We start from the raw sequence: 21,905 nt of genomic DNA, 5'->3' as shown, positions 1-21,905 counted from the left end.
CTCGCCGCCATGGCAAGCCCGTCCCCAACATGGAAATCGCTCTACCCCTTCGAAAGCCATTGGCTCAACCGCGCCGGGCTGCGCCTGCATTACCTCGACGAGGGAGCCGGCCCGCCGGTGCTGATGCTGCACGGCAATCCGACGTGGTCGTTCTACTACCGCGAGCTGGTGCGGGCCTTGGCCCCGACTCATCGCTGCATCGTGCCCGATCACATCGGCTGCGGCCTGTCCGACAAACCCTCAGCCGGGCGCTATCCGTACACGCTCGACGCCCGCGTGGCGGACGTGGAGGTCCTGCTCGATCATCTCGATATTCAGAGAGATTTGACGCTTGTCCTGCACGACTGGGGCGGCATGATCGGCTGCGCGGTCGCCGTCCGCCGGCCGGAGCGCATCGCACGGTTGGTCATCCTTAACACGGCCGCGTTCCTGCTCCCGCCGGGCAAGCCATTGCCGATGAGGCTGCGCGTTCTGCGCGACGGCGGACCGCTGGCGAAGCTCATGGTGCAGGGGATGAACCTGTTCGCCGGGCCGGCCGTTCGGATGGCCAGCGCGAAGGGACTGCCGCGCGACGTCGCTGCGGGGCTGCTCGCGCCGTACGACTCCTGGGACAATCGCATCGCGACGCTGCGGTTCGTGCAGGACATTCCGCTGGCCCCGGGCGACCCGAGCTACAACACCGCCCTGCACACGCAGGAAAATCTCGACTGCCTCGCAGACAAGCCGATGCTGATCTGCTGGGGCATGAAGGACTTTGTCTTCGACGCCGACTTTCTCGCCGAGTGGCGTCGGCGGTTTCCCCGAGCGAAGGTCCACACCTTCCCCGACGCGGGGCACTACGTGCTGGAGGATGCGTGCGAAGCGGTCACCGAACGCGTGCGAACGTTTCTCACCGCCGCAGCCGCGCCGAATGGAGCAGCGCCTTATGCCTGAAGCAACTGCGCCGGCTCCCCATGCAACAGCCCCGGACGCGCTTAACGTCAGCAGCCACCTGGCCCGCGCGGCGCAAACCAGCCCCGATCAACCCGCCATCATCTGGAGGTGCGGCCATGGTTACGCGCGCCGATCGTTCGACGAACTGAACCGCGAGGTGGACATCCTCGCGCACGGGCTGGATGCCGCCGGTGTCGCGCGTGGCACGCGGACGATTCTCATGGCGCGGCCCAGCGCCGAATTCTTCGCCCTGACGTTCGCGCTCTATCGCGTCGGCGCGGTGCCCGTGCTGGTCGATCCCGGCATGGGCCGTCGGCGAATGGTCCAATGCCTCGCTGCCATCCACGCCGAGGCGTTTGTTGGCATCCCGCTCGCGCATCTGCTGCGAATCACAAATCCCGTCGCGTTTCGATCCGTGCATATTGCCGTCACGATCGGCCGGCGCTTCGCCTGGGGCGGATGGACGCTGGACCGTCTTCGCGCGATGGGAACGCGCGCCGGCCGCGGAGCGCCCTTCGAGACGACGGACACACAACCCGACGATCCAGCGGCAATCATCTTCACCACCGGCTCGACCGGCCCGCCGAAGGCCGTGCTGTTTCAGCATCGCACCTTCGACGCGCAAGTGCGGATGCTGCGCGAGCATTTCGGGATCCGTCCCGGCGAAGTGGACCTGCCGACGTTCCCGCTTTTTGCGCTGTTTGATCCCGCGCTGGGAATGACGGCGGTCATTCCCGAAATGGACCCGACGCGGCCGGCGATGGTCGATCCGATGAAGATCCTCCGCGCCATTCGAGACAACAATGTGACGCATATGTTTGGTTCGCCGGCGCTGCTCAATCGCGTGGGGCGATATGGCGAAGCCATTGGCGTGAAGCTGCCGTCGCTGCGTCGCGTCATTTCAGCCGGCGCGGCCGTGCCACCGGAGGTGCTCAAACGCTTCGCGCAAATGCTCGACGAATCGGCCCGAATTCACACGCCCTACGGCGCGACCGAAGCCCTGCCCGTCGCGTCCATCGACCATCGCGAAATCCTCGGCGAGACGGCCTTGCAAACGGCCGACGGCGAGGGCACCTGCGTCGGAAAACCCCTGCCCGATGCGGCCGTGCGTGTGATTCGCATCACCGATGACCCGATCCCCGCCTGGGATGAGTCGCTCGTCCTGCCGCCGGGGCAGATCGGCGAGTTCGTCGTGAAGGGGCCGATGGTAACCCGAGCGTACTTGAGCAGCGGCGAAGCGCACGACGCGGGTGTCACGGCTTCCGGCAGCAACACGATGCAGAGCCATCACGCTGATTCGGCGATTCGCGCCAACCAGCTCGCGAAAATCCCCGATGGGGACGACCTCTGGCACCGCATGGGCGACGTCGGCTGGATCGACGAGCGCGGGCGGCTCTGGTTCTGCGGCCGCAAGAGCCATCGCGTCGAAACACCGGACGGCGTGCTGTTCACTGAACAGGTCGAAGCGATCTTCAATCAGCATCCGGCTGTGTTTCGCTCGGCGCTGGTCGGCGTCGGCCAGCGGACCAATCAGCGGCCGGTGGTCTGCATCGAGCTGGAGCCGTCGCATCGCAACACGGATCGCCCGACGCTCATACGCGAGTTGAACGAGATGGCGGCCCGGCACAATCACACGCGTACGATTCGCACGTTCCTGATCAACACCCGCTTTCCGGTTGACATCCGTCACAATTCCAAGATCTTCCGCGAAAAGCTGTCCGTCTGGGCGGCGGAAAGGTTGCAAACAAAACCGTGCAAGCCCTGGTGACCGGCGGCGGCGGCTTCCTCGGCCGCGCGATCGTCGAGCGATTGCTCGCTCGCGGCGACCGCGTGCGCGTGCTGGCGCGCGGAGACTACCTCGATCTGCGGACAGCCGGGGTCGAGCTGGTGCGCGCCGACTTGCGCGACCGCGCTGCCGTCATCGACGCGTGTCGCGGGTGCGAAACAATCTTCCACGTCGCGGCCCTGGCCGGCATCTGGGGCGATGAGCGAATCTATCGCGCCATCAACTACGACGGCACCTTGAACGTGCTCGCGGGCGCGAAGACGCACGGCACGGCAAAGCTTATCTACACCAGCTCCCCCAGCGTCGTCTTCGACGGGCGAGACCTGGCCGGCGTGAACGAATCCGTGCCGTACCCGTTGCACTACCCGGCGGCTTATCCGAAGACCAAGGCCATGGCCGAGCGCGCCGTGCTCGAAGCCTCGAACGGCTCCCTCTCCACCGTCGCTCTTCGACCGCATCTGATCTGGGGCCCGCGCGACAACCACCTCGTCCCGCGCATCCTCGCCCGCGCGCGATCGCTGCGGCGCATCGGCGACGCCGATCCGCTGATCGATACGACGTATGTCGATAACGCCGCCGAGGCGCACCTCCTCGCCGCCGATCGACTCGCCCCCGGCGCCGCCTGCGCGGGCCGCGCATATTTCATTTCCAACGGCGAGCCGCGCCCGCTCTGGGAAATCGTCAACCGAATCCTCGCCGCCGGCCGACTCCCCCCGGTCACGCGACGCGTCCCAGCCTGGTTCGCCGCCCTCGCGGCCGTCGCCTTGGAAGCAACCCATCGCGCACTTCGCAGCAATCGCGAGCCGCGGCTGACCCGATTCCTGCTCGGAGAACTCACCAAGGCACATTGGTTCGACCTCACGGCCGCACGGCGCGATCTGGGCTACACCCCGCGCATTTCACTGGACGAGGGCTTCGAACGCTTGCGAGCCTGGCTCGCGCACGGCAACCGGAATAACCGTCCCGATGGCAGATAGGTTGCCCCGACCTGGCGGTCGTTGAGGATAAATCCGCCAATCGTCCGATAGTTTTTGCTTTGTTTTTAACAAGGTAATTCGTTTTACTTCTTTTCTATTGCCCGGAATGCCGCTATATTTGAATATGAAGTGGTTGTTTCCGCACCTGTTCGGGTGCGTCGGCGGTCGGTGGAACCAAGGGCCGCCGGGAGGATTCATCATGGGCATGACACAAAAACGCGATTCCCTGGCCCATCGAAAAAGCGAGATCCAGCGCGAACTGGCCGGGCTGAAGGAAAGCCGGCGCGAGTCGCGCGACAACACAGCGCTGGGCGATCTCGAACGCGCTTTGATGGCAGAGCTGGACCAGGTCGATCGCCAACTGCACTTGCTCGACGAATACGTCAAGCAACTTGATCAACCTTCCCAGCCGGCCAGCCGTTAATCGTCGCCGCCGTTCAGCAACGTGGACAACACCCAGCAGCACGCCGACAAGAGGTGGATACGGCCTGCCTTTTTGCTCGCCCCATCAAATGGACAGCGAGCAAGGCCCGCCCTGCGCGTGAAGCGCCCCCGTTTCTTCTCCGTGGCAAGTCGGCACTTGAATGACAGCTTGTTCCGCTCGCGCTAAAGTCGCGAAAGGCAAGCGCGGCGCAGGGCGCGCTTGCAAGGACCGAACTCCCCAAAAGAAACGGCCCCCCGTGCAAGCGTGTCGCACGAGGGGCCGTTTTGATTTCAACCGTTACCGCGTGAGAACAGCTCACACGGTAGCGATGACTCACCGCACGCGTCGGCGGCGTCCCATGACAAGGATGCCGAGCAGCGCGAACGGCATGGCCATCATCGCGCCCGGACCACACGGCAACAGACCGCACGGCGGCGGGCCCGGAGGCGCGACGGTGCAGGCATCGCCAACTCCGTCGCCATCCGAATCGGCCTGATCGGCGTTCGCCACGTTCGGGCAGTTGTCGTTGCAATCCAGCACGCCATCCCCGTCGGCATCGCCGGTCGGGTTCAACTGGATGCACGAGCAGCCGTCGGCGTCCACGTCGTCGCCGGAGGCCGTATCGGGACAGGCGTCGTCGCAGTCGATGACGCCGTCGCCGTCGTTGTCCGGCGGCGAAGCCAGTTCACCGCTGATGTCGACCTCGCCGGTGGCCTTCGTCGGCACCGCGCCGAAGAAGTTGCCGGTTCCGTCGATGGCGTTGGCGGCCAGACCCATCACGTTGACGATGCCGGTCGTCGCGACGCCGTTGAAGTCGTTGCCATTCACGTTCACGAAGGCCGTGTCCATGATGTCTTCCACTTCAACACCGGTATCGACGCCGGTGATGCAGTTGTTGCGGATGGTCACCTCGGCGGCGCCATCGACCAGGTCCTGGATGTCCACACCGGCGACCGAGCCGTTGCCCTGGATCCGGTTGTTGGCGATGTCGATGATCGAGCCCCAGATGGCGTTGGCATCGATGCCGACCTCGGAGAAGTTCGAAATCGTGTTGCCGGTAATGGAGCCGTCGGTGCCGTCGGTCCAGTCGTAGCCGTTGGTCCAGATGCCGAACCGACCACCGTCGAGCTTGTTGTTGGTGATGTGGAACGAACTGCCGGACAGAAAGTCGTCGTACAGGAAGACCGCCGCATCCCAGAAGCCTGCGATATCGTTGTTGCAGACGGTGGCAGTCGAGCCATACTCCGGCGGGTAGTAGAAGTAGACACCGGCCATGTAATTGCCCGGTTCACCGGTCCGGCCGCGGATGTAGTTGTCGCAGATGGTCGTCTGGCACCCGCTGTAGGTGTAGTAGGTGTAGATACCGGCGGAGTCATTGGCCAGGTCGCCGAGGATGCCGCCGATGCTGTTGCCGATGGCCTCGAAGGTGGAGCCGTACTCCGGACCGTCGCCACCGTAGATGCCGAAGTAGCCGCCGGTGTTCGGATCACCGTTGATGGTGTTGTAGTTCACGGCGACGTGGCTTCCATCGTACGAGTAGTAGTAGTAGACACCGGTGTCGGTGAAGCTGTTGATGGTGTTGTTGCTGATGTTGATCCTGCTGCCGTACTGGGCGCCATCCCAAACTGCAATGCCGTAATCACCCATGTTGGCCAGCGGCGTCAGGATATTGCCGGTGATGGTCGTTTCCGAACCGTCGTAGGTGTAATACACCCCGAGACCGGTGTTGGTGTAGCCCTCCACGACGTTGTTCATGAAGAAGCCCTTGCTTCCGTCAAAGATGCCGTCATCGCTGTAGATGCCGTACTCCGAGCCGTTGGCGTGAGCCATGAAGGTGTTGTTGGACACATTCAGCCGCGAGCCGTACTGCGTGTAGTCATCCTGCCAGAACCCGGCCTCGCCGCCGCCCATGTTGCCGTAGTTGGTAACGGTGTTGCCGGTGACGTTCAGGCTGGTGCCGGCCTCGTACACTTGGTAGTTGTAGATGCCGTAGTCACCGCCACTATTGTTCATCGTGATCGTGTTGTTGCTGATCGTAGCCGAGCCGCCATAGTCGACGTATTCCAGGTAAATTCCGGCGTAGTCCGGGTTGGTGATCGTGTTGCCGTCGTAGGTGGCCTGACCGGTGTACACCTCGTAGGAGTAGATGCCGTAGTCGGCCCCGGTCGACAACGCGGTCAGCGTGTTGCCGTTGATCCAGGCGACGCCCGCTTCATACGACGGGTACTCGTAGTAAATACCCGCGTAGTCGAAATTGGTGCAGGTGTTGTTGTTGACCGTTCCGTCGGAGCCTTCGGACGTCTCATAGATGTAGATGCCGTAGTCGGCGCCACTGGAAATGCCGGTCAACGTGTTGTTGGTGATGGTGATGTTGGACGTGTAATAGCAGTCATCGTTGTAGATGCCGCAGTAATCGAAGCCGCTGGCGGTGTTCATATCGAACGTCGCCGTGCTGTATTCGTACAAATCGTCCAGGTAGATGCCGTAGTCTGCGCCGGCGGGCAGCGCGGTCAGCATGTTGTTGTTGCAGGTGATGTGGGTGTTGTCGTAGGTTTGGCCGAAGTAGATGCCGGCGTAGTCGAAATTCGTCGCGGTGTTGTTGTTCACCGTGACCGTGTTCCCGTAATCGGGATCTTCGACGTAGATGCCGTAGTCGCCGCCGCCGTTGTCAGCCGTCAGCGTGTTGTTGCTGATGTTCACGGTGCAGCCTGCGTAGGGGTAGTACTCGTCGATGCCGGCGTAATCGAAACCGCTGACGGTGTTGCCGGTGATCGTGCTGTTCGAGCCGTACTCGGTGTCGATGAAGATGCCGTAATCCATCTGCGTGCTGCTGCTGACGGTGTTGTTGGTGATGACGCCGGTCGAGCCGTTGTAGTTGTACTCGAAGTAGATGCCGGTGTTGTCGAAGCCGCTGACGGTGTTGCCGCTGACGGTGCACATGCTGGCGTACTCAACGTCGTACGGGTAGATGCCGTAGTCGGCGGAGCCGTTGCCGGTCACGGTGTTGTTGTTAATGGTGACCGTGCTTTGGTAATAAATGTAGTCCAGCTCGATGCCGGTATTAGTGACGCCGGTGATCGTGTTGTTGTTCACGTTCGCCACGCAGTGACTGGTGATGTCGTACAGGTAGATGCTGTAGTCACCGAAGTCCGTGATCGTGTTGCCGTTGATGTTGGCGGTCGAGAAGACGTCGAGGCCGTAGTTGAAGTAGACGCCGGAGTAACCTGTGACACCGGTCATGGTATTGTTGTTGATGTTGATATTGCTCTTGTAGCAGTGGTAATCGAAATAAACGCCGTAGGTGTCCATGTCCGTCAGCGTGTTGTTGAGAACGTCGACGTTGGAGTCGAAGGTGCTGACAAACCCGACGTTCGCGCTGGGGTGGTCGGCGCTGTCGAAGTACACGCCCGTGGTGAACGAATAGGCGCCACCGTTGCGGTTGAACGTGTTGTTCTGCACGACGAACAGGCCGGACTCGATGTAACTGTCCACGTAGATGCCTTCGCCCGAGTTGTTGCCCGAGATGCGGTTGTGCTGAATCGTCGTCGGCACGCCGAACTTGACCTGGTTGGCCTGCACCACGATCGCGTCGCTCGCCGCCTGCAATTGTCGAATGTGGAAGCCCGCACCGACGTCACCGACCACGACACCCGGCGCCGCGATGGTGATGACCGGCATGCCGGCCGTGTTGTTCTCGATGATCGTCGTCGCCGAGCCGGCCGTGCTCAACAATTGCAGGTTCGACTTGTCGATCACCAGACCGCCCGCGGGCGTGGTGTACGTATTCGGCTGGACAAGGATGCGGTCACCGGCGCTGGCGGCGGCGATGGCGGCCTGAATAGTCGGATGATCGCCCGGCACGTTGATGTCTACGGCCCGCGCGGTGGACGTCACGATTGCCGCTGCAACCGCGGTACATACCGTCAGTACAAATCTCGTGTGTGTGCGCAACATTCTCAAGGTCTCCTCTAGTTTGGAAAGTAAATCGGTCGGACAATCGATGTCCAGCGAGGTGATTCATCAAATCCATTCGCCAAGCTGCCGGGCTGTTTTCTGCGCACGGGAGATCACCACACCCGACAGCGCAGGATCGCGGCCGCGTTCCATGCAACCGCGATTCCGGAATCGAGCCCTCGATGCAAGTCGAGGGATCACCCGGCAGACGAGTAGATTACAACTGCATGCCGTTGCAAGTAAAGGGCAAATTTCAGGATAAATTTCACAGGATTTGGGGTGGGCCAAATCGTCCTGCCCCGAACCGGTGCGATCCTCCTTTGATCCCGCAAAAATTGGGCAAATGACCCCAGCCGGCGCTGGATAGGGTGCGCAATTTTCGCCGATTTTTGCTGATTCACCAGACCGCTGTCTTTCCAGGCCGTTCTGAACCGTGTGGCGATTCGCACACCGCGGAACGGCATCGAAATTTCGAGCATCGCTGAACCGTCGAAGCGGCTGACGAGGAATCATTGGTACGTATAATGCCGCCGGGTCGCGTCCGAGGACGCACCGATTCGACAAAAGTCAGAAACCGTCGTTCGCTCACGAATCGAAACGTAGCGAAGACCTGGAGAAGCCTTCTATGAAACGCACATGCCTTCCGATCACGCTGGCGGCAATTGCGGCTTTTCTTGTCGCAGCCGGCCGCGCGCAAGCAACGTTCCACCTGATGCAGATCGAGCAGGTGATCGGCGGCGTCGGCGGCGATGCGACGGCCCAGGCGATTCAGCTTCGCATGCGCGCCAACGGCGAAGGGCAGGTGTCGCAGGGACGGCTCGTCGTGCGCGATGCGACCGGCGCCAACCCCGTGACGATTCTCGTTTTCCCGTCGAATGTCGCAAACGAGACACAAGGCGGGCGAATCCTGATCGCATCGAACGCGTTCATCGCCAAGAGCCTGCCCAACGCGCAGGCCGATTTCACGATGACGAATCTCATACCGCCCGGCTATCTGGCCGGCGGCTCGCTGACGTTCGAGCGCAACAACAACGGCGGCATCCTCTGGCGCGTGAGCTGGGGAACCTACAGCGGCAGCAACGCCGGCGAAACGACCAACGACGCCGACGGGAACTTCGGCCCGCCGTTCGGCTCGGCCCTGCCGTCGGCAGGCACGTCCGCGCTGAAGTTCGGCGGCACGGCCAGCGCCGTGAGCACCAACAACGCGGCGGATTACTCCATCCCCGCCGGATCGGCCACTTTCACGAACAATCGCGGCTGCGAATTTGTCGTCAACGCCGCGCCAGCCTGCGGAGCCACCGACACCGACAATGACGGCACCAACGACGATTGCGACGCCTGCACTGACACCGACGGCGACGGCTTCGGCGATCCCGGTTTCCCCGCCAATTGCTGCACGGCCGATGGTTGCCCGAATGACGCCAACAAGACCGCGCCGGGCATCTGCGGTTGCGGCGTGGCCGATGACGACGCCGACGGCGACGGCGTGCTCAATTGCAACGACACGTGCGCGAACACGCCGGCCGGTCAAAGCGTGAACGGCGAGGGCTGCTCCTGCGCCCAGCTCGATCCCAACGCTGACAGCGATGGCGATGGCGTCACTGATTGCAACGACGTTTGTCCGAATGATCCGAACAAGTCCACATCGGCCGGGGCCTGCGGCTGCGGAAACGCCGAAACCGATACCGACGGCGATGGCACGCCCGATTGCACCGACGGTTGCCCGAACGATCCGAACAAGATTGCGCCGGGCAATCTCGGCTGCGGCGTGGCGGAGGCGGACGCCGACGGCGATCTGATTCCCAACTCGGCAGACAATTGCCCGAACGTGGCCAACGCCGACCAAGCGGACGAGGACGGTGACGGCGTGGGCGATGAATGCGAGGCCGGACACGATGACGATGGCGGATCGTCGTGCGGCCAGACCGGAACGTGCGGCGCGATGGGCGGGGCGATGCTGCCGTTGCTATTGCTGGGCCGCGGGATGCGACGGCGGCGATCGTGGCAACGACGCATCGGACGTCTGTAGCAACAAGACCGGCGAGCAAGCTCGGCGCTGGATACCGACAACACGCAGCGCTCACACGCCCACGACCGCGCCGCGCTCGACGGAACCATGTCGAGCGCCATGATCGAGGGTCGCGGCCGCGTCATGCACAGTACCGTGCCGCGCTCGCAGCTCGCGCTCCAGTTCTGCGAGGCGTGCCTCGATCCGGGCCATCTTCGCCTGCCGCATCACCAACTTTTCCCGGTGCCGCCGCAGGAAGTAGGCGATTGTCTCCACTCGGATCTTGATCGAGCCGGTCGGTTTGTTCTCATCGATGTCCTTGAAGCAGAAATACGGCGTGCCGCTGGTCTCGATGATCTCCTCGATGACGCTGTAGATCGGCGCATCGTGGCCGCACTTGAAGCTGGACAGTTCCAGCGCGACGAGGTTCGGATGCCGCGCGGCGAACTTGGCGGCCCAGACCTTTCGATTGGTGTTCTCGCTGTAGGCGTTCTTCCAGGCATCCTCGATCGACATTGGGCTGGCGAACTCACCGCGACGCACTTCCTCGCCGAACAACCGCTCCAGGAGGTCGGGATCGCGCGGCAGCACGTCCATCGTGAACACCGGGATGCCCAGTTTCTGGAACTCGTCGGGAATCTCGTGGCAGACGCCGGGGTCGTGGTGGTACGGCCGCGTCAGCAGGACGACGCCGACCTCGTTCTTCGCTTCCAACCGGTCGAGCTGTTCGCGGGCCTGGCGGCGCAGATCGGCGTAGAAGCCGTCGTAGTGGTTCCAGGCGACGCGGCAGGCGCGGGCGTTTTCCTCGGGGGAGAGACCGAGCTTGTCGGAGAACTCGGCGAACATCTGCCGCGCGAGAAGCTCCGGCTCTGAAAAATTGACAAACGTATCGAGATAGGCCAGGCCGTGCTCGGCGAACAGATCGCTCTCCTTGGTGAAGGCCGCTTTCACCGCCTCGGGCGTGGCGGTGACGGTCGGGCAGGCGCGGCTGCTCTGGATGTTGTCCAAGAACGTCGGCAGGCAGTCGATCATCGGGAAGAAGATGTAATGCAGCGGCTGCTTCGCGGTGTGCTTGTGATAAAGCAGGTTGTGGACATGCGGGATGCCGATCTTGCTCGGGAAGCAGGGGTCGATCGCGCCGCGCTTGGCGCCCTCTTTGTACAGCTCCTCGCTGGTGTAATCGCTCCAAACAAGGTTGGCGGCGCGGATGCCCAGCGACTGAAAATAAGCCATGAACCACGGCGCCATGGAGTACATGTTCAGCACGCGCGGCATGCCGATGCGAATCTCGCCGCGGCGTTTCATCAACTCGATGCGCCGCCGGGCCGCCTCGCGCTTGCGCCGCACCGCCGGCAGCACCAGGCGATCGGGCAACCCGAAGCCCGTCGCAGCCGACTTCTCCGCCTCGGCGATTTCATCCGCCACGCACGGTACGTCGGCCGGCGCGAACGCCTCGCGGGCGCAGATTTCCGCGAAGTTGGGATACGCCTTTTTCATGGCATCGAGACCGGCCTTGATCTCGCGCATGTCGTTCACATCTTCGACGGTGCCTTTCTCGCAGGTGGCGATGATCAGCCTCTGCTCGCCCTCTTCCAGCGCGACTTTGGATTTGCTCTTGGCGGGCTTGGCGCTGCCTGCATCGCCGCTGAAACCCGCCCCGTCGCGGTCTCGGCCCGGATCCGTTGCTCCGTGTTTGATGCGCGTCGGGTGACCCGCCTCCGGCCCCTGCTTGATGATCTGCGTCGTCAGGCTGACGAGTACGCCAGGGTTTGCCGCCGCGGCATTCGTGTGGGTTCCGTCGGCCGCGCGGGCTGAAGCCCGCGGCTCATTATCAGCCCGCGGCTCATTATCAGCCCGCGGCTCATTATCAGCCCGCGGCTCATTAAAAGACAGCGGCGCGTTGGCAGCGAGCGATCCGTCCCCCGTTTTCACGTCGATGAAGGTGCGCAGGCACTTGTTCTTGCAGAAGTAGCATCGCGTGTTCTCGTTTCGCGTCGTGCGATAAGTGATCTGCTGCACGCGTTCCAATCCAATGAACGACGTGCGATGGCCCAGCTCGGTGTACATCCGGTGCGCCTCGACCGCGCAGCCGATGGCGCCGGCCTCGCCGCAGAACTTGTGCACCGTCACCGTCGGCTGCGTCGCCATGCCCTTGAAGCGGCTGGTGATGAAATCGACCTGCGCCTTCACTGCGGCGAGGTTGTGCTGCGTGCCGCCCTGAAGGATGAACTTCGTGCCCAGCTTCGCAAGGTTCGGTATCTGTGAGACGTACAACCAGATGTTCTTGGGCAGCACGTCGCACAGCCCGGCCATGATCTCGTTCGGCGCCCAGCCCTGCCGCTGAAAATCGACGATGTCGCTTTGCATGAACACCGCGCAGCCGTAGCCGAACGACGGCATGGCCTCGGCGCTGAAGGCGATGTCGGCGAATTCCTCGACTTTGAAGCCGAAGCCCTGGGCGGTGGATTGCAAAAAGTATCCGTTGCCCGCCGAGCACTGGGTGTTGAGCTTGAAATCCTTGACCTGGCCGTTCTTGAGGATGATGAGCTTGATGTCCTGCCCGCCGACGTCGACGATCACGTCGGTGTCGGGGTAGAAGTGCAGGCCCGCCTGCGTGTGCGCCACCGTCTCCACGAGCGCGACGTCCGCCTTCAAGACATCTTTCAAAATATCCTTCGCGTAGCCCGTCGTGCCGACGCCGAGCACCTCCAGCTTGCACCCCTGGTCGGCAATCTGCTTTTCCAGCAGCGCGAAGATCTCCATCGTGTCTTCGATCGGGTTGCCCTTGGAGAGCTGATAGGCCCGGCCGACGACGTTCTTATCCTCATCCAGCAGCACGCCCTTGGTGCTCGTGCTGCCCCCGTCGATGCCGATGAACGCCCGGACCGTGCTGCCCGGCGTGAAACGCGGCGCCTCCCACTTTTCGTGGCGATACTTCTCCTTGAACGCAGCCAGATCGGCGGCGTCCTTCCACAAGCCCTTGCTGCCGGCGGCCTTTTTCTCCTCGATGCGGCCGACGGTGATGTACCACTGGAGTTCCTCCAGCCCGCGGAAGACGCCGAAATTGGGGTTGTCCTGCACTTCGATCTTCGCGTACTCGACCGCGCCGAGGGCGGCGAAATATTGCGCGTTGTCCGGCACGACGATCAACTCCTCGATCGGCTTGGATTTGTCGTACGGTACCTTGCGCTCCTCCCAGATCAGCGGCACGTTGTGTCGCCAGCAATCACGCATGCCCTTGATGTAACAATTCGGCCCACCCAAGAGCAGCAACTGCGGCCGCAGCGTGTGCCCGCGCGTCAGCACGGCGAGGTTCTGCTGGATGATGCTTTCGAACAACGACGCCATCAGTTCATCCGGCGGCACGCCCTGCTTTTGCAGCCCGTTGATGTCGGTCTCGGCGAAGACGCCGCACTTGCCGGCGACGGGGTGCAGCTTCAGGCCGACGTAGCCCATCTGGCAGAGCTGCTCGGAGGGGATTTTCAGCTTCGCGTTGATCTTGTCGATGACCGCGCCGGTGCCGCCGGCGCATTTGTCGTTCATGCTGGGGATTTTTTTCTTCTTGCCGGTGGACTCGTCGGTCTTGAAGACGATGATCTTCGCGTCCTGCCCGCCGAGTTCGACGACGCTCTGCACGTCGGGATAGAGCTTCTCCACGGCGAGACTGACCGCGTTGACCTCCTGCACAAACCGCGCGCCGATGCGCTTGCCGATGCTCGAACCACCGCTGCCGGTCATGAAGACGCGAAAAGCGTTGCGCGGCACGTCGGGAAACTGCTGCGCGATGTGCCCGAACATCTCGATGCACTTCTCGGGCTGCTTGGTGTCGTGCCGTTGATAATCCTTCGCGAGGATTTCATCCGTCACCGGATCGACGACGACGTACTTCACCGTCGTGCTGCCGACATCCAGGCCGATGAACAGGCCCTGGGGATACTTCTCGGTTGGAACGAACGGAAGGTCTTCGATGACGGGCTTGGTCTTCTCGCTCTTGATGATGCCGACGTTGAGTTGAACCAGACCTGGGGTTTGAGACGTGACGCTTGAGTCGCCGGATTTGGAGGAACAGCACCCGCCGGACGAACACCCGCCGCCGGATGACTTGCCGACGACCGGCAGACTGCCCGCCTTGGCGCTCAAATGCGTCCCGCACGACCCGCCCGCGCTTTGCTCCCTCTCCCTTTCAGGGAGAGGGCCGGGGTGAGGGTGTCGGTGCTTATCACTCGACCCGCACGACCCGCCGGTGTGCGTGTGGCCGTGATCGGCTTCGTGATTTATCTGGTTCGCCATATCAGAGACATCCTTGCTAAAAGACTTCGGATAGCTTGCTGGGGCGCTCCGCTACGTCGCGCGGCGCACTCATCGTGGTCTCGCGCCTCAACTCCCTCTCCCTTTCAGGGAGAGGGGCGGGGTGAGGGTTCCAACTTCCTGGTGACGCGCAGTATCTCCGTCGCTAACGACTGCGGATCGGCGAATAACTCGTCATCGCGCATCTTGATCACACGCAGTCCCAATCGCTCCAGATACTCGCGCCGTCGATCGTCGTACTCACCTCGGCCGTCGTGACTGATACCGTCCAGTTCAATCACCAGCTTCGCATCGGCACAGTAGAAGTCCGCAATGTATGGTCCGATCGGATGCTGCCGCCGAAACTTCATTCCTTCAAACTGCCGACTTCGCAATAGCTTCCACAGGTACCGCTCTGACTTGGTTCCCTTTGCTCGAAGCGCTCGCGCTCGATCCGTCATGATCGGCTTCACGCGGTGGCGCTTGGTTTCCGTCATTCGACCCTCACCCTGCCCTCTCCCTGGAAGGGAGAGGGTGCGCGATCAACATCTCGTTCACGATTCACATTCCGTTCACGATTCACATTCCGTTCACGATTCACATTCCGTTCACGATTCACATCTCGTTCGCGATTCACATCATCCCCAATACCTTGACGCGGCATTAGGCCGACGCGCACGCGAAATCAGGCTCTGAACCAGTTGAGGCGTTCTGTTTCCGCAGCCCCACGCCTTCTTTCTTCATCCGCTCCGCAACGTCCAGCACGAAGTTCGCCGCCTTGCCGACCACGCCTTTGCGGTGCGTCACGTGCAGCAGCGGTCGGCGGAGGTCGCGGTTCTCCTCGCGGGCGACGTAGTCGCGAATCTGCTCCAGCGTGTAGCCCGTCGCAGCGATGGCGCGTTTGAATTCTTCCTTGCACTTCACCTTCGCCTCGCCGAGGGCCATCTGCACGCGCGAGTGCGCGTTGATGTCGCCTTCACCGGATGTCTCAATCGGGATGTAGATGATGTCCTTGTAGTGGCTCACCACCGCCGCCTGCGCGCCGTCGCTCTGCGTGCTGGGCATGCAGCCGAACGGCTTGAGCGACAGCACCATGTGTGCGAGATCCTTCGACGAGTAATAAATGTTCTTGGCGACTTCGAGATGGCCCTCGCCGCCGCCGGCCCGACTGTTGTAGTACGGATGGCCGGCGCGGGTCAGCTCCAGTTGATTGGCCAGTTCGTGGGCCGTGCCGCCGATGGCTTCGCGCAGCTTGTTGTATTCGTGCTTGATGATCTTCTCGGCGAGGTCGAAGGTGAACATCTTCTTGCGGAAGGCAATCTCCGCCGCGAGGCGGGCCTTGATGTTCCAGCGTGAAACAGAACCCACTCCATCACGATCGCGGCTTGGATCCACTTGTGTTGACGCTTCGTTAATCCCCTTGCGGTCTGCCGCCTTCAGCCCCGCCTGGTGCAGCATGTAGCAGATCCACGTTGCCACCGGTTCGACCAGCACCTCGGCGCCTTCGCCCTCGAGGAACGGAAACATTCGGAAGTTTCCGTCGCCCTCGGTCGTCTGCGCCCAGAACTCGCCGGTCACCTTCACGATCGGCTTGGCTCGCAGCCAGTCGACCTCGATTTCCTCGTTGATGATCTTCGCGCACTCGGCGAACACCTCGGCGTAGTAGGTGCCGCGCAACTGATCCAGAAACTTCGCCGCGTCGGCCGGTCCCTTCACCGGGGCGATCTTCGCCAGAATCCTCGCCAGCGCCCCCTGATGCACCTCGTCGTAGTTCTTCTTCCTCAACGCCTCCTGGCAAATTTTAATACACTTGTCGAATACCGCGTTCGTCTGCCCCGGCACGACCTCGTACGGCCGAATCTGGTACGCGACTTCGTTCAGGATGTCGCCCATGAACATGGCGTTCAGGAGCGACAGGAAGAAGTTGAGATTGAACTCCAGCCCGGCCTCGACCGCCGCCTGGTCCAGACCCCCGCTCTGCTGGAACAGCAGCACGCGAAAACCGTCGAATCCACTGTTGCGCAGGGCAAGGCGATACTCGGCTTCGTACATGCCGAATCGACACGGCCCGCAGGCGCCGGCGGTGATGAAGACGTGATCGCTCAAAATCTGTTCGAGCGGGATGCCCTGCTCGTCGCGCATCCGCTTGAGGTGATTCACCAGCGCGCCGACGGTGAAATAGGTCGGGTTGCACTGTCCGTTGTTGCCGAACTCCTTGCCCGCCTGAAAATCGGCCTTCACCGGCGTGGGGATCAGCCCGACCTTGTAGCCCAGCCCCTCCAGACCGGCGACGATGAGCTGCTCATGTCGCAGCGTCAGGCCGCCCAGCCAAATAGTCACCTTCCCGCGCTCGGCGCGGGTGAAATTCCGCTCCACCGGCCGCTTGAAGTGCTGGATCGGACCGACCGTCAGACCGGCCTCTTTCATCAAGCGCGCGCGCTCGGCGGCAATCGTCGCTTCAATCGAGTCACGCAGCAGCGGCAGGGCGATATCGCCGGAAGCACGCTGCGAGGACGTCGCGGTGGTCGTGGCGTTGGCAACCATGAAGAGACTCCTGGTTAGGAAACACTAGCTTAGGGCCGATTCAACCGGCGGCCCTCACCTCTTGCACCGGTGCGTATTGCACCCGCGCGGCTGGGGATTGCAAGTAAAATCACGGTTTTCTTTCGCATCCGGTTCCCGCCGCGCCCGTCCTTGATACAGAACGGAAAAGTTAGTGGTTACTAACTTAGCGGCAAATCGCCCATCGCGGCGTGACTTTGCACCGCACGGTTTCATCCTCCGGTCCGCGATCCAAACTTTGACCAATGCCACGCTTAGGAAAAGCCGACCTCCGCTCGACTTTACACAGGGAGCGACAACAATCACACGAAACTTTGTGCAACTGCAAAAGAAACTTCGCCAGATTCTCGCTCGACAACGATCGCCCACCGCTAACTTCAAACCCTCTTTTCAGGTCTAATATCCTGTAGAGGTTCGTCTCGTGAACCGGCCGCTCCTCTCCGACCGGCGGCCCCAGGTGTGGAGCAACTCATGTCCCGAAGCCTTGTTGCCATCCTCGCTTTCATCCATGCCGTCAGTCTTGCTCCCGACACCTTCGCCGACGGTATCCCTTCGCGCGGATCAGGCAGCGCCTGCAACAGCGGCTTTTCGCCGCGCATCGTGCGCATTCCCGGCCCCGACCCGCTCTGCCGCGGCTCGATCGGCACGATGCAGTACTACTACACGCCGCCGCGACCGATCTACACCCAGCCCGGCGCGACCAGCCCGTTTTTTGACACCTATCGATATACCAGTCATCCCGTGCGTGCCTTCAACACCGCCTGCAACGACCGCTTCCAGGCTGGCGGCATCGTGCGTTACCCCGTCATCTCACCCGGTCGCTTCGGCACGCCCGGCTTCGGCTCGCGCACCACGCCTTATGGCAATTACGCACCCAGCTTCGGCGGGCACACACGCTCGTTCGGCTACGGCGCACCAATCTACGGCCGCAGCAATCTCCCCTGCGGCAGCGTCGGGCCGTATGTCAGCGGCTGGGCAAGCAGTGCCTGGACCGAGTCGTGGGTCGTCTCGAACCCGCCGCCTTTTGCCTACGATCCCCTCTTCTACTACGAGCGCGATGTGACCATCGGGCAGCGCCAGCAGTTCCGCGATCTCGCCTCGCAGCGCGCCGGCTACCTGATCAATCAGAACATGGACCTCTTCGAGGACGGCATGGCGCTGTTCAACGCGGGCAACTACGAACAGGCTGCGATCAAGTTCCTCGGCGCGGCCGATGCGGACCACGGTTCCGCCGCCGTGAGGCTGCACGCGGGGCACGCCTTGTTCGCGCTCGGGCGCTACGACGAATCGGTCTCGCAACTGTCCCGCGCCTTTGAACTCTCGCCGCTGCTCGTCAGCCGGGATTACGACCTGCGCGACGAATACGGCGACCGCGCCGATTTCGATCGGCATCTCGATGCGCTGAAGGCCCACGTCGTACGCCATCCGAAGGACGCCTCCGCCCGGGCGGTACTCGGTTACGTACTCTTCCGCACCGAAGGATCAGCCGCCGCCTACCCCGTTCTGCGCCGCGCGGCCCAGCTCGATCCGCGCAGCTTCTTTGTGCCCAAGCTGCTGGAAGTCGTCGGCAAGACCGTCCCGGCAAACGGCGCGGAACGCGACCCAAGCACTCCGGCCCGCTTGAAAAAAGGCCCTGCCTCCCCACGATCAACGCAAGGCAAGCTTGTGAAGCGGGTCTGGACCTCCGGCGAGCGCTAATCCACGCTCGGTCCTCACGTTATCAGCCTCTCTGTGCGTGCGCGAACACCCTGATTGCCATTTTCATTTGCATCGCTCATTGCGGCCCGGTTTTCTGGGGCTTAGGGGTGGAATCGTCGGTTGGCGACCGGGTAAAATGGGAAGCAGGGTGGTCAGCCTCGGCGCAGCCGACGCGTACTCGCACGACGTCATCGAGAGGATGAAGCGTACCGATGCGGGAGATGCCGCGCTTCAACGTGGTAGGCTCGGACACGCCCCCGGAGTGGAAACCGCACATGCGACTCGGCGACCAACGCTCACCAACGACGATTCTCCAATACCGCTCGGCCGATTCCCGGTGGGCGGAGCGACTCGCGTCACGGCTTGCGGCGTGGTTCATCGTCTCCGCACTGCTTGCGCTGGCGTTCGTTCCGACGGCATACGCCGGCGGCGGAGGGGAGAACGTCCTGCTCATCATCAATCCGGAGAGTCCGTCGTCGCTGTACCTGGGCAACTACTACAAGAACGCCCGCAACATTCCCGACGCCAACGTCATCTACTACAAGAGCGAGGTCAACAGCTACACGAACTTCGCCGATCGCTCGATCGACGCTCTCTTCGGTGCGCTGCAACACCGCGGCATCGATGATCACGTCGACTTCGTCGTCATCCCGCCCGGCGAAGGATTCTCCGTCTTCTCACCCGGGCTGATCGGCGCGTCGGGCTGCACGCCGGTTACTCGGCTGTCTATTTCATCCGCCTACGGCCTGGCCTACTACAAGTCGCTCATCCTTGGCGGCACGCTCAACGTCATGGAGCCGAATCAGTTCTACTCCAACAATCCCGTGGCCCGCGCCTTTCGAAACTCCCTGTCCTACGTCGGCGGCGCCCCCAGCACGGCCCCGGCCGCCAAGCGCTACTACATCGGCTTCATGCTCGGTCACGACGGCTTCAACGGCAACACGCTCGACGAAATCATCGCCATGATCGACCGAAGCGTCGCCGTCGACGGCACGCGACCCGGCGGCACCTTCTACTTCATGAAGACGACCGATGCGATCCGCAGCAACCCGCGCGATCCGCTTTTCGCCACGGTCATCAATGAGATCATCGCCAACGGCGGACAGGCCGTGCAGATTGATAATCAGGACCTGCCCGCCGGCCAGCACGATTGCCTCGGCATCCTCACCGGCGCGGCCACGCCGAACATCGACGGCACGTCGATGACGATCACCCCCGGCGCGTTCTGCGATCACCTGACCAGCTTCGCCGCGACCTTTGAAGACACCAGCCAGGTGAAGCTCTCGCGCTGGATCGCCAAGGGTTTTCCGGCCAACGGCGCGTCGGCCTCGATGGGCACGGTCGAAGAACCGTGCGTCTTCGGCGCGGGCATCCCCGGGAAGTTCCCGCATCCTCGGCTGCATTCGTGGTATTACCAGGGCGTTTGCCTGGGCGAGGCGCTCTTTCGCAGCATTCAATGGGCGCCGTTTCAATGCCTGTTTTACGGTGACCCGCTGACGCAGGCGTTTGCCTACATTCCAACCGTCACCGTGCCCGACGCGCCCGGCGCCGCCGTCTCCGGCACGATCGCCCTCACACCCAATTCCACCGCCACGCGACCCGGCGCGACCATCGCCAACAACGAGCTGTACGTCGACGGCCGGCTGCTTGGTTCGGTCGCTGCGGGCGGGCAGTTCTCGCTCAACACCGCCAACCTCGCCGACGGCCATCACGATCTGCGCGTTGTCGCGCGCGAATCCGGCCTGGTCGCGACGGTTGGCCGCTGGATCGGCACGCTTCAGACGAACAACTTCGGCCGCTCGGCGACGCTGTCGGCCAATCCGCCGAGCGGCGATCGCTCGACGCTGTTCACGGTGAACGTGTCGGCCGCGGGCGGGACGGTGACGGAAATCCGTCTGCTGCACAATGCTCGCGTGATCGCCGCGACACCGAGCGCCAGCGCGGCCTTCTCGATTCTCGGTGACGTCTTCGGCGGCGGCCCGGTGCGGCTCGTCGCCGAGGCCGAATTCAGCGACGGCAAGCGGGCGCTGTCGGCCCCGGTCCATTTGAATGTCACGTTCGCCAATCCACCGGCCGGCGCGATGCCCAATCACGCACCCGTGGCGTACAGCTACACGCGCGACGTGACGACCTTCGGCGCGTTCCTGATCGAACTGCCCGCCAGCGACGAGGAAGACCGCATCACAACGTACAACGTCCTGTCCGGCCCGGCGCAGTCCACCGTCATCAGCAGCGTCGGAGGACCGGGGCTGCTGCTGCGCCGCTCCGGCACGTCGGCCGGCACCGATACGTTCCAGTTCTCCGTCTCGGACGGCCAGACAACCTCCAACACCGCGACGATCACGCTGCGCTACTCCGGCGTCGCCCCTGACACGGCCGCACCGTCGCCGAATCCGATGCAGTTCCTGACAGCGCCGGTGGGCATCAGCGCGAGCGAAATCTCCATGCAGGCCGTGCTGGCGACCGACACGACGCCGCCGATCCAGTATTACTTCGATTACGTCTCCGGCGCGGGCGGGCACGACAGCGGTTGGCAGCTTTCGCGCGATTACATCGATACGGGCCTGACCGCGAACTCCAGCTACAACTATCGGATCCGGGCGCGCGACAGCGTCACGCCGACGCCCAACACCGGAAACTTCTCCTCCAACTTCACCGCCGCCACGCACATTGAAACGCCCATCGGCGTCACCATCGGAACCGTGACGGCGGACTCCGTGCAGCTCACGGCAGCCGGTACGTTCACCAACGTCGGCTTCCTGCAGACTGGTTTCTTTTTCGAAGTCTCCCCGCCACATGGCACCGGCGGCAACGTCTGGACCTCGTCGCCGAACGTCACGATCACCGGCCTGTCGCCCTGCACGACGTACACGTTCCGCGTTCGCGCGCGAAACTTTCAGGCGACCGAGACGCCTTTCTCGCCCGCCGCCATGCAGGCCACCGCCGGTTGTGCGGCCTGCACGCTCACCGGCGATGTCAACGGTGACGCCGCGCGCAACGGCCTGGACATCGCCGGCTTCATTCGGGTGAAACTCGGCCAGGCTCTGTCGGGCGACAACGCCGCCTGCGCCGACTACGACACCGGGACGCTGGCGGGGGACATCGCCGCCTTCGCTGCCGACCTGCTGGGGGCATGATTCGCACCGCGTCGCGCTGTGTGAACCGGCCCCAATTCCGCATCCGCGGCTGAATTCCGCCTGCCAAACCGCCACCGACACGGTGATTATTTGGCGCGCGCCGGACCCCAGAATCGTTATAATCAAGGTGTGGAGAAGT

General features: G+C 62.9%; 11 protein-coding genes and 1 pseudogene. 7 read left to right on the top strand and 5 right to left on the bottom strand.

Annotated elements, in window-relative coordinates; all coding sequences use genetic code 11:
• Window positions 1-9: 9 nt before the first annotated feature.
• The 4 genes from HRU71_10780 to HRU71_10765 all read left to right on the top strand — a co-directional run bounded on the left by HRU71_10780 (window position 10) and on the right by HRU71_10765 (window position 4,120).
• Window positions 10-933, top strand: a complete 924-nt coding sequence (locus HRU71_10780) for an alpha/beta fold hydrolase (GenBank protein QOJ03935.1) — start codon at window positions 10-12, stop codon at window positions 931-933.
• Window positions 926-2,701: an AMP-binding protein gene (locus tag HRU71_10775; protein ID QOJ03934.1), complete on the top strand. Its 1,776-nt coding sequence runs from the start codon at window positions 926-928 to the stop codon at window positions 2,699-2,701. Before HRU71_10780 ends, HRU71_10775 begins: the two co-directional genes overlap by 8 nt.
• Entirely contained in the window at window positions 2,686-3,696 is a 1,011-nt protein-coding gene (locus HRU71_10770; GenBank protein ID QOJ03933.1) for an NAD-dependent epimerase/dehydratase family protein, read from the top strand. Before HRU71_10775 ends, HRU71_10770 begins: the two co-directional genes overlap by 16 nt.
• A 205-nt stretch (window positions 3,697-3,901) precedes the next feature.
• Window positions 3,902-4,120: a hypothetical protein gene (locus tag HRU71_10765; protein QOJ03932.1), complete on the top strand. Its 219-nt coding sequence runs from the start codon at window positions 3,902-3,904 to the stop codon at window positions 4,118-4,120.
• Between the two features lie 333 nt (window positions 4,121-4,453).
• Here the strand turns inward: HRU71_10765 and HRU71_10760 are convergent, their stop codons facing one another.
• A complete protein-coding gene (locus HRU71_10760; GenBank protein ID QOJ03931.1) occupies window positions 4,454-8,014 on the bottom strand; it encodes a right-handed parallel beta-helix repeat-containing protein in 3,561 nt (1,186 codons plus the stop codon).
• A 685-nt stretch (window positions 8,015-8,699) separates the two neighbouring features.
• Here HRU71_10760 and HRU71_10755 point away from each other — a divergent pair.
• Window positions 8,700-10,103 carry a thrombospondin type 3 repeat-containing protein gene (locus HRU71_10755; GenBank protein QOJ03930.1) on the top strand — a complete coding sequence of 468 codons (1,404 nt, stop codon included), beginning with the start codon at window positions 8,700-8,702 and terminating at the stop codon, window positions 10,101-10,103.
• Window positions 10,104-10,154: 51 nt separating this feature from the next.
• On the opposite strand, the gene HRU71_10750 is transcribed toward HRU71_10755, so the two are convergent.
• From HRU71_10750 to HRU71_10735, 4 genes and pseudogenes are all read right to left on the bottom strand, one after another.
• Entirely contained in the window at window positions 10,155-11,609 is a 1,455-nt protein-coding gene (locus HRU71_10750; GenBank protein QOJ04993.1) for a hypothetical protein, read from the bottom strand.
• A gap of 396 nt (window positions 11,610-12,005) precedes the next feature.
• Window positions 12,006-14,372, bottom strand: a pseudogene (locus HRU71_10745) (CoA activase).
• Window positions 14,373-14,476: 104 nt separating this feature from the next.
• Window positions 14,477-14,830 carry a DUF559 domain-containing protein gene (locus tag HRU71_10740; protein QOJ04992.1) on the bottom strand — a complete coding sequence of 118 codons (354 nt, stop codon included), beginning with the start codon at window positions 14,828-14,830 and terminating at the stop codon, window positions 14,477-14,479.
• Window positions 14,831-15,032: 202 nt separating this feature from the next.
• The gene (locus HRU71_10735; GenBank protein QOJ04991.1) at window positions 15,033-16,709 is read right to left on the bottom strand and encodes an activator of (R)-2-hydroxyglutaryl-CoA dehydratase; all 1,677 of its coding nucleotides are present in this window, start codon (window positions 16,707-16,709) and stop codon (window positions 15,033-15,035) included.
• 693 nt (window positions 16,710-17,402) lie between these two features.
• Between HRU71_10735 and HRU71_10730 the strand changes: the two genes are divergently transcribed.
• Window positions 17,403-18,629, top strand: a complete 1,227-nt coding sequence (locus HRU71_10730; protein QOJ03929.1) for a tetratricopeptide repeat protein — start codon at window positions 17,403-17,405, stop codon at window positions 18,627-18,629.
• Window positions 18,630-18,904: 275 nt separating this feature from the next.
• On the top strand, window positions 18,905-21,766 hold the full coding sequence (locus HRU71_10725) for a hypothetical protein (protein QOJ03928.1): 2,862 nt from the start codon (window positions 18,905-18,907) through the stop codon (window positions 21,764-21,766).
• The last annotated feature ends 139 nt before the right edge of the window (window positions 21,767-21,905 follow it).

Source organism: Planctomycetia bacterium (assembly GCA_015200345.1).
Taxonomy (GTDB): domain Bacteria; phylum Planctomycetota; class Phycisphaerae; order UBA1845; family UTPLA1; genus PLA3.
The sequence above is the reverse complement of the archived record's forward strand: the minus strand, read 5'-3'. Positions and strand labels throughout refer to the sequence as shown.

Coding starts and splice junctions, on each gene's coding strand:
- HRU71_10765 (QOJ03932.1), top strand. CDS start 3,902: ATGACACAAAAACGCGATTCCCTGGCCCATCGAAAAAGCGAGATCCAG.
- HRU71_10755 (QOJ03930.1), top strand. CDS start 8,700: ATGAAACGCACATGCCTTCCGATCACGCTGGCGGCAATTGCGGCTTTT.
- HRU71_10740 (QOJ04992.1), bottom strand. CDS start 14,830: ATGACGGATCGAGCGCGAGCGCTTCGAGCAAAGGGAACCAAGTCAGAG.
- HRU71_10725 (QOJ03928.1), top strand. CDS start 18,905: ATGCGACTCGGCGACCAACGCTCACCAACGACGATTCTCCAATACCGC.
- HRU71_10775 (QOJ03934.1), top strand. CDS start 926: ATGCCTGAAGCAACTGCGCCGGCTCCCCATGCAACAGCCCCGGACGCG.
- HRU71_10730 (QOJ03929.1), top strand. CDS start 17,403: ATGTCCCGAAGCCTTGTTGCCATCCTCGCTTTCATCCATGCCGTCAGT.
- HRU71_10750 (QOJ04993.1), bottom strand. CDS start 11,609: ATGCGCGAGATCAAGGCCGGTCTCGATGCCATGAAAAAGGCGTATCCC.
- HRU71_10780 (QOJ03935.1), top strand. CDS start 10: ATGGCAAGCCCGTCCCCAACATGGAAATCGCTCTACCCCTTCGAAAGC.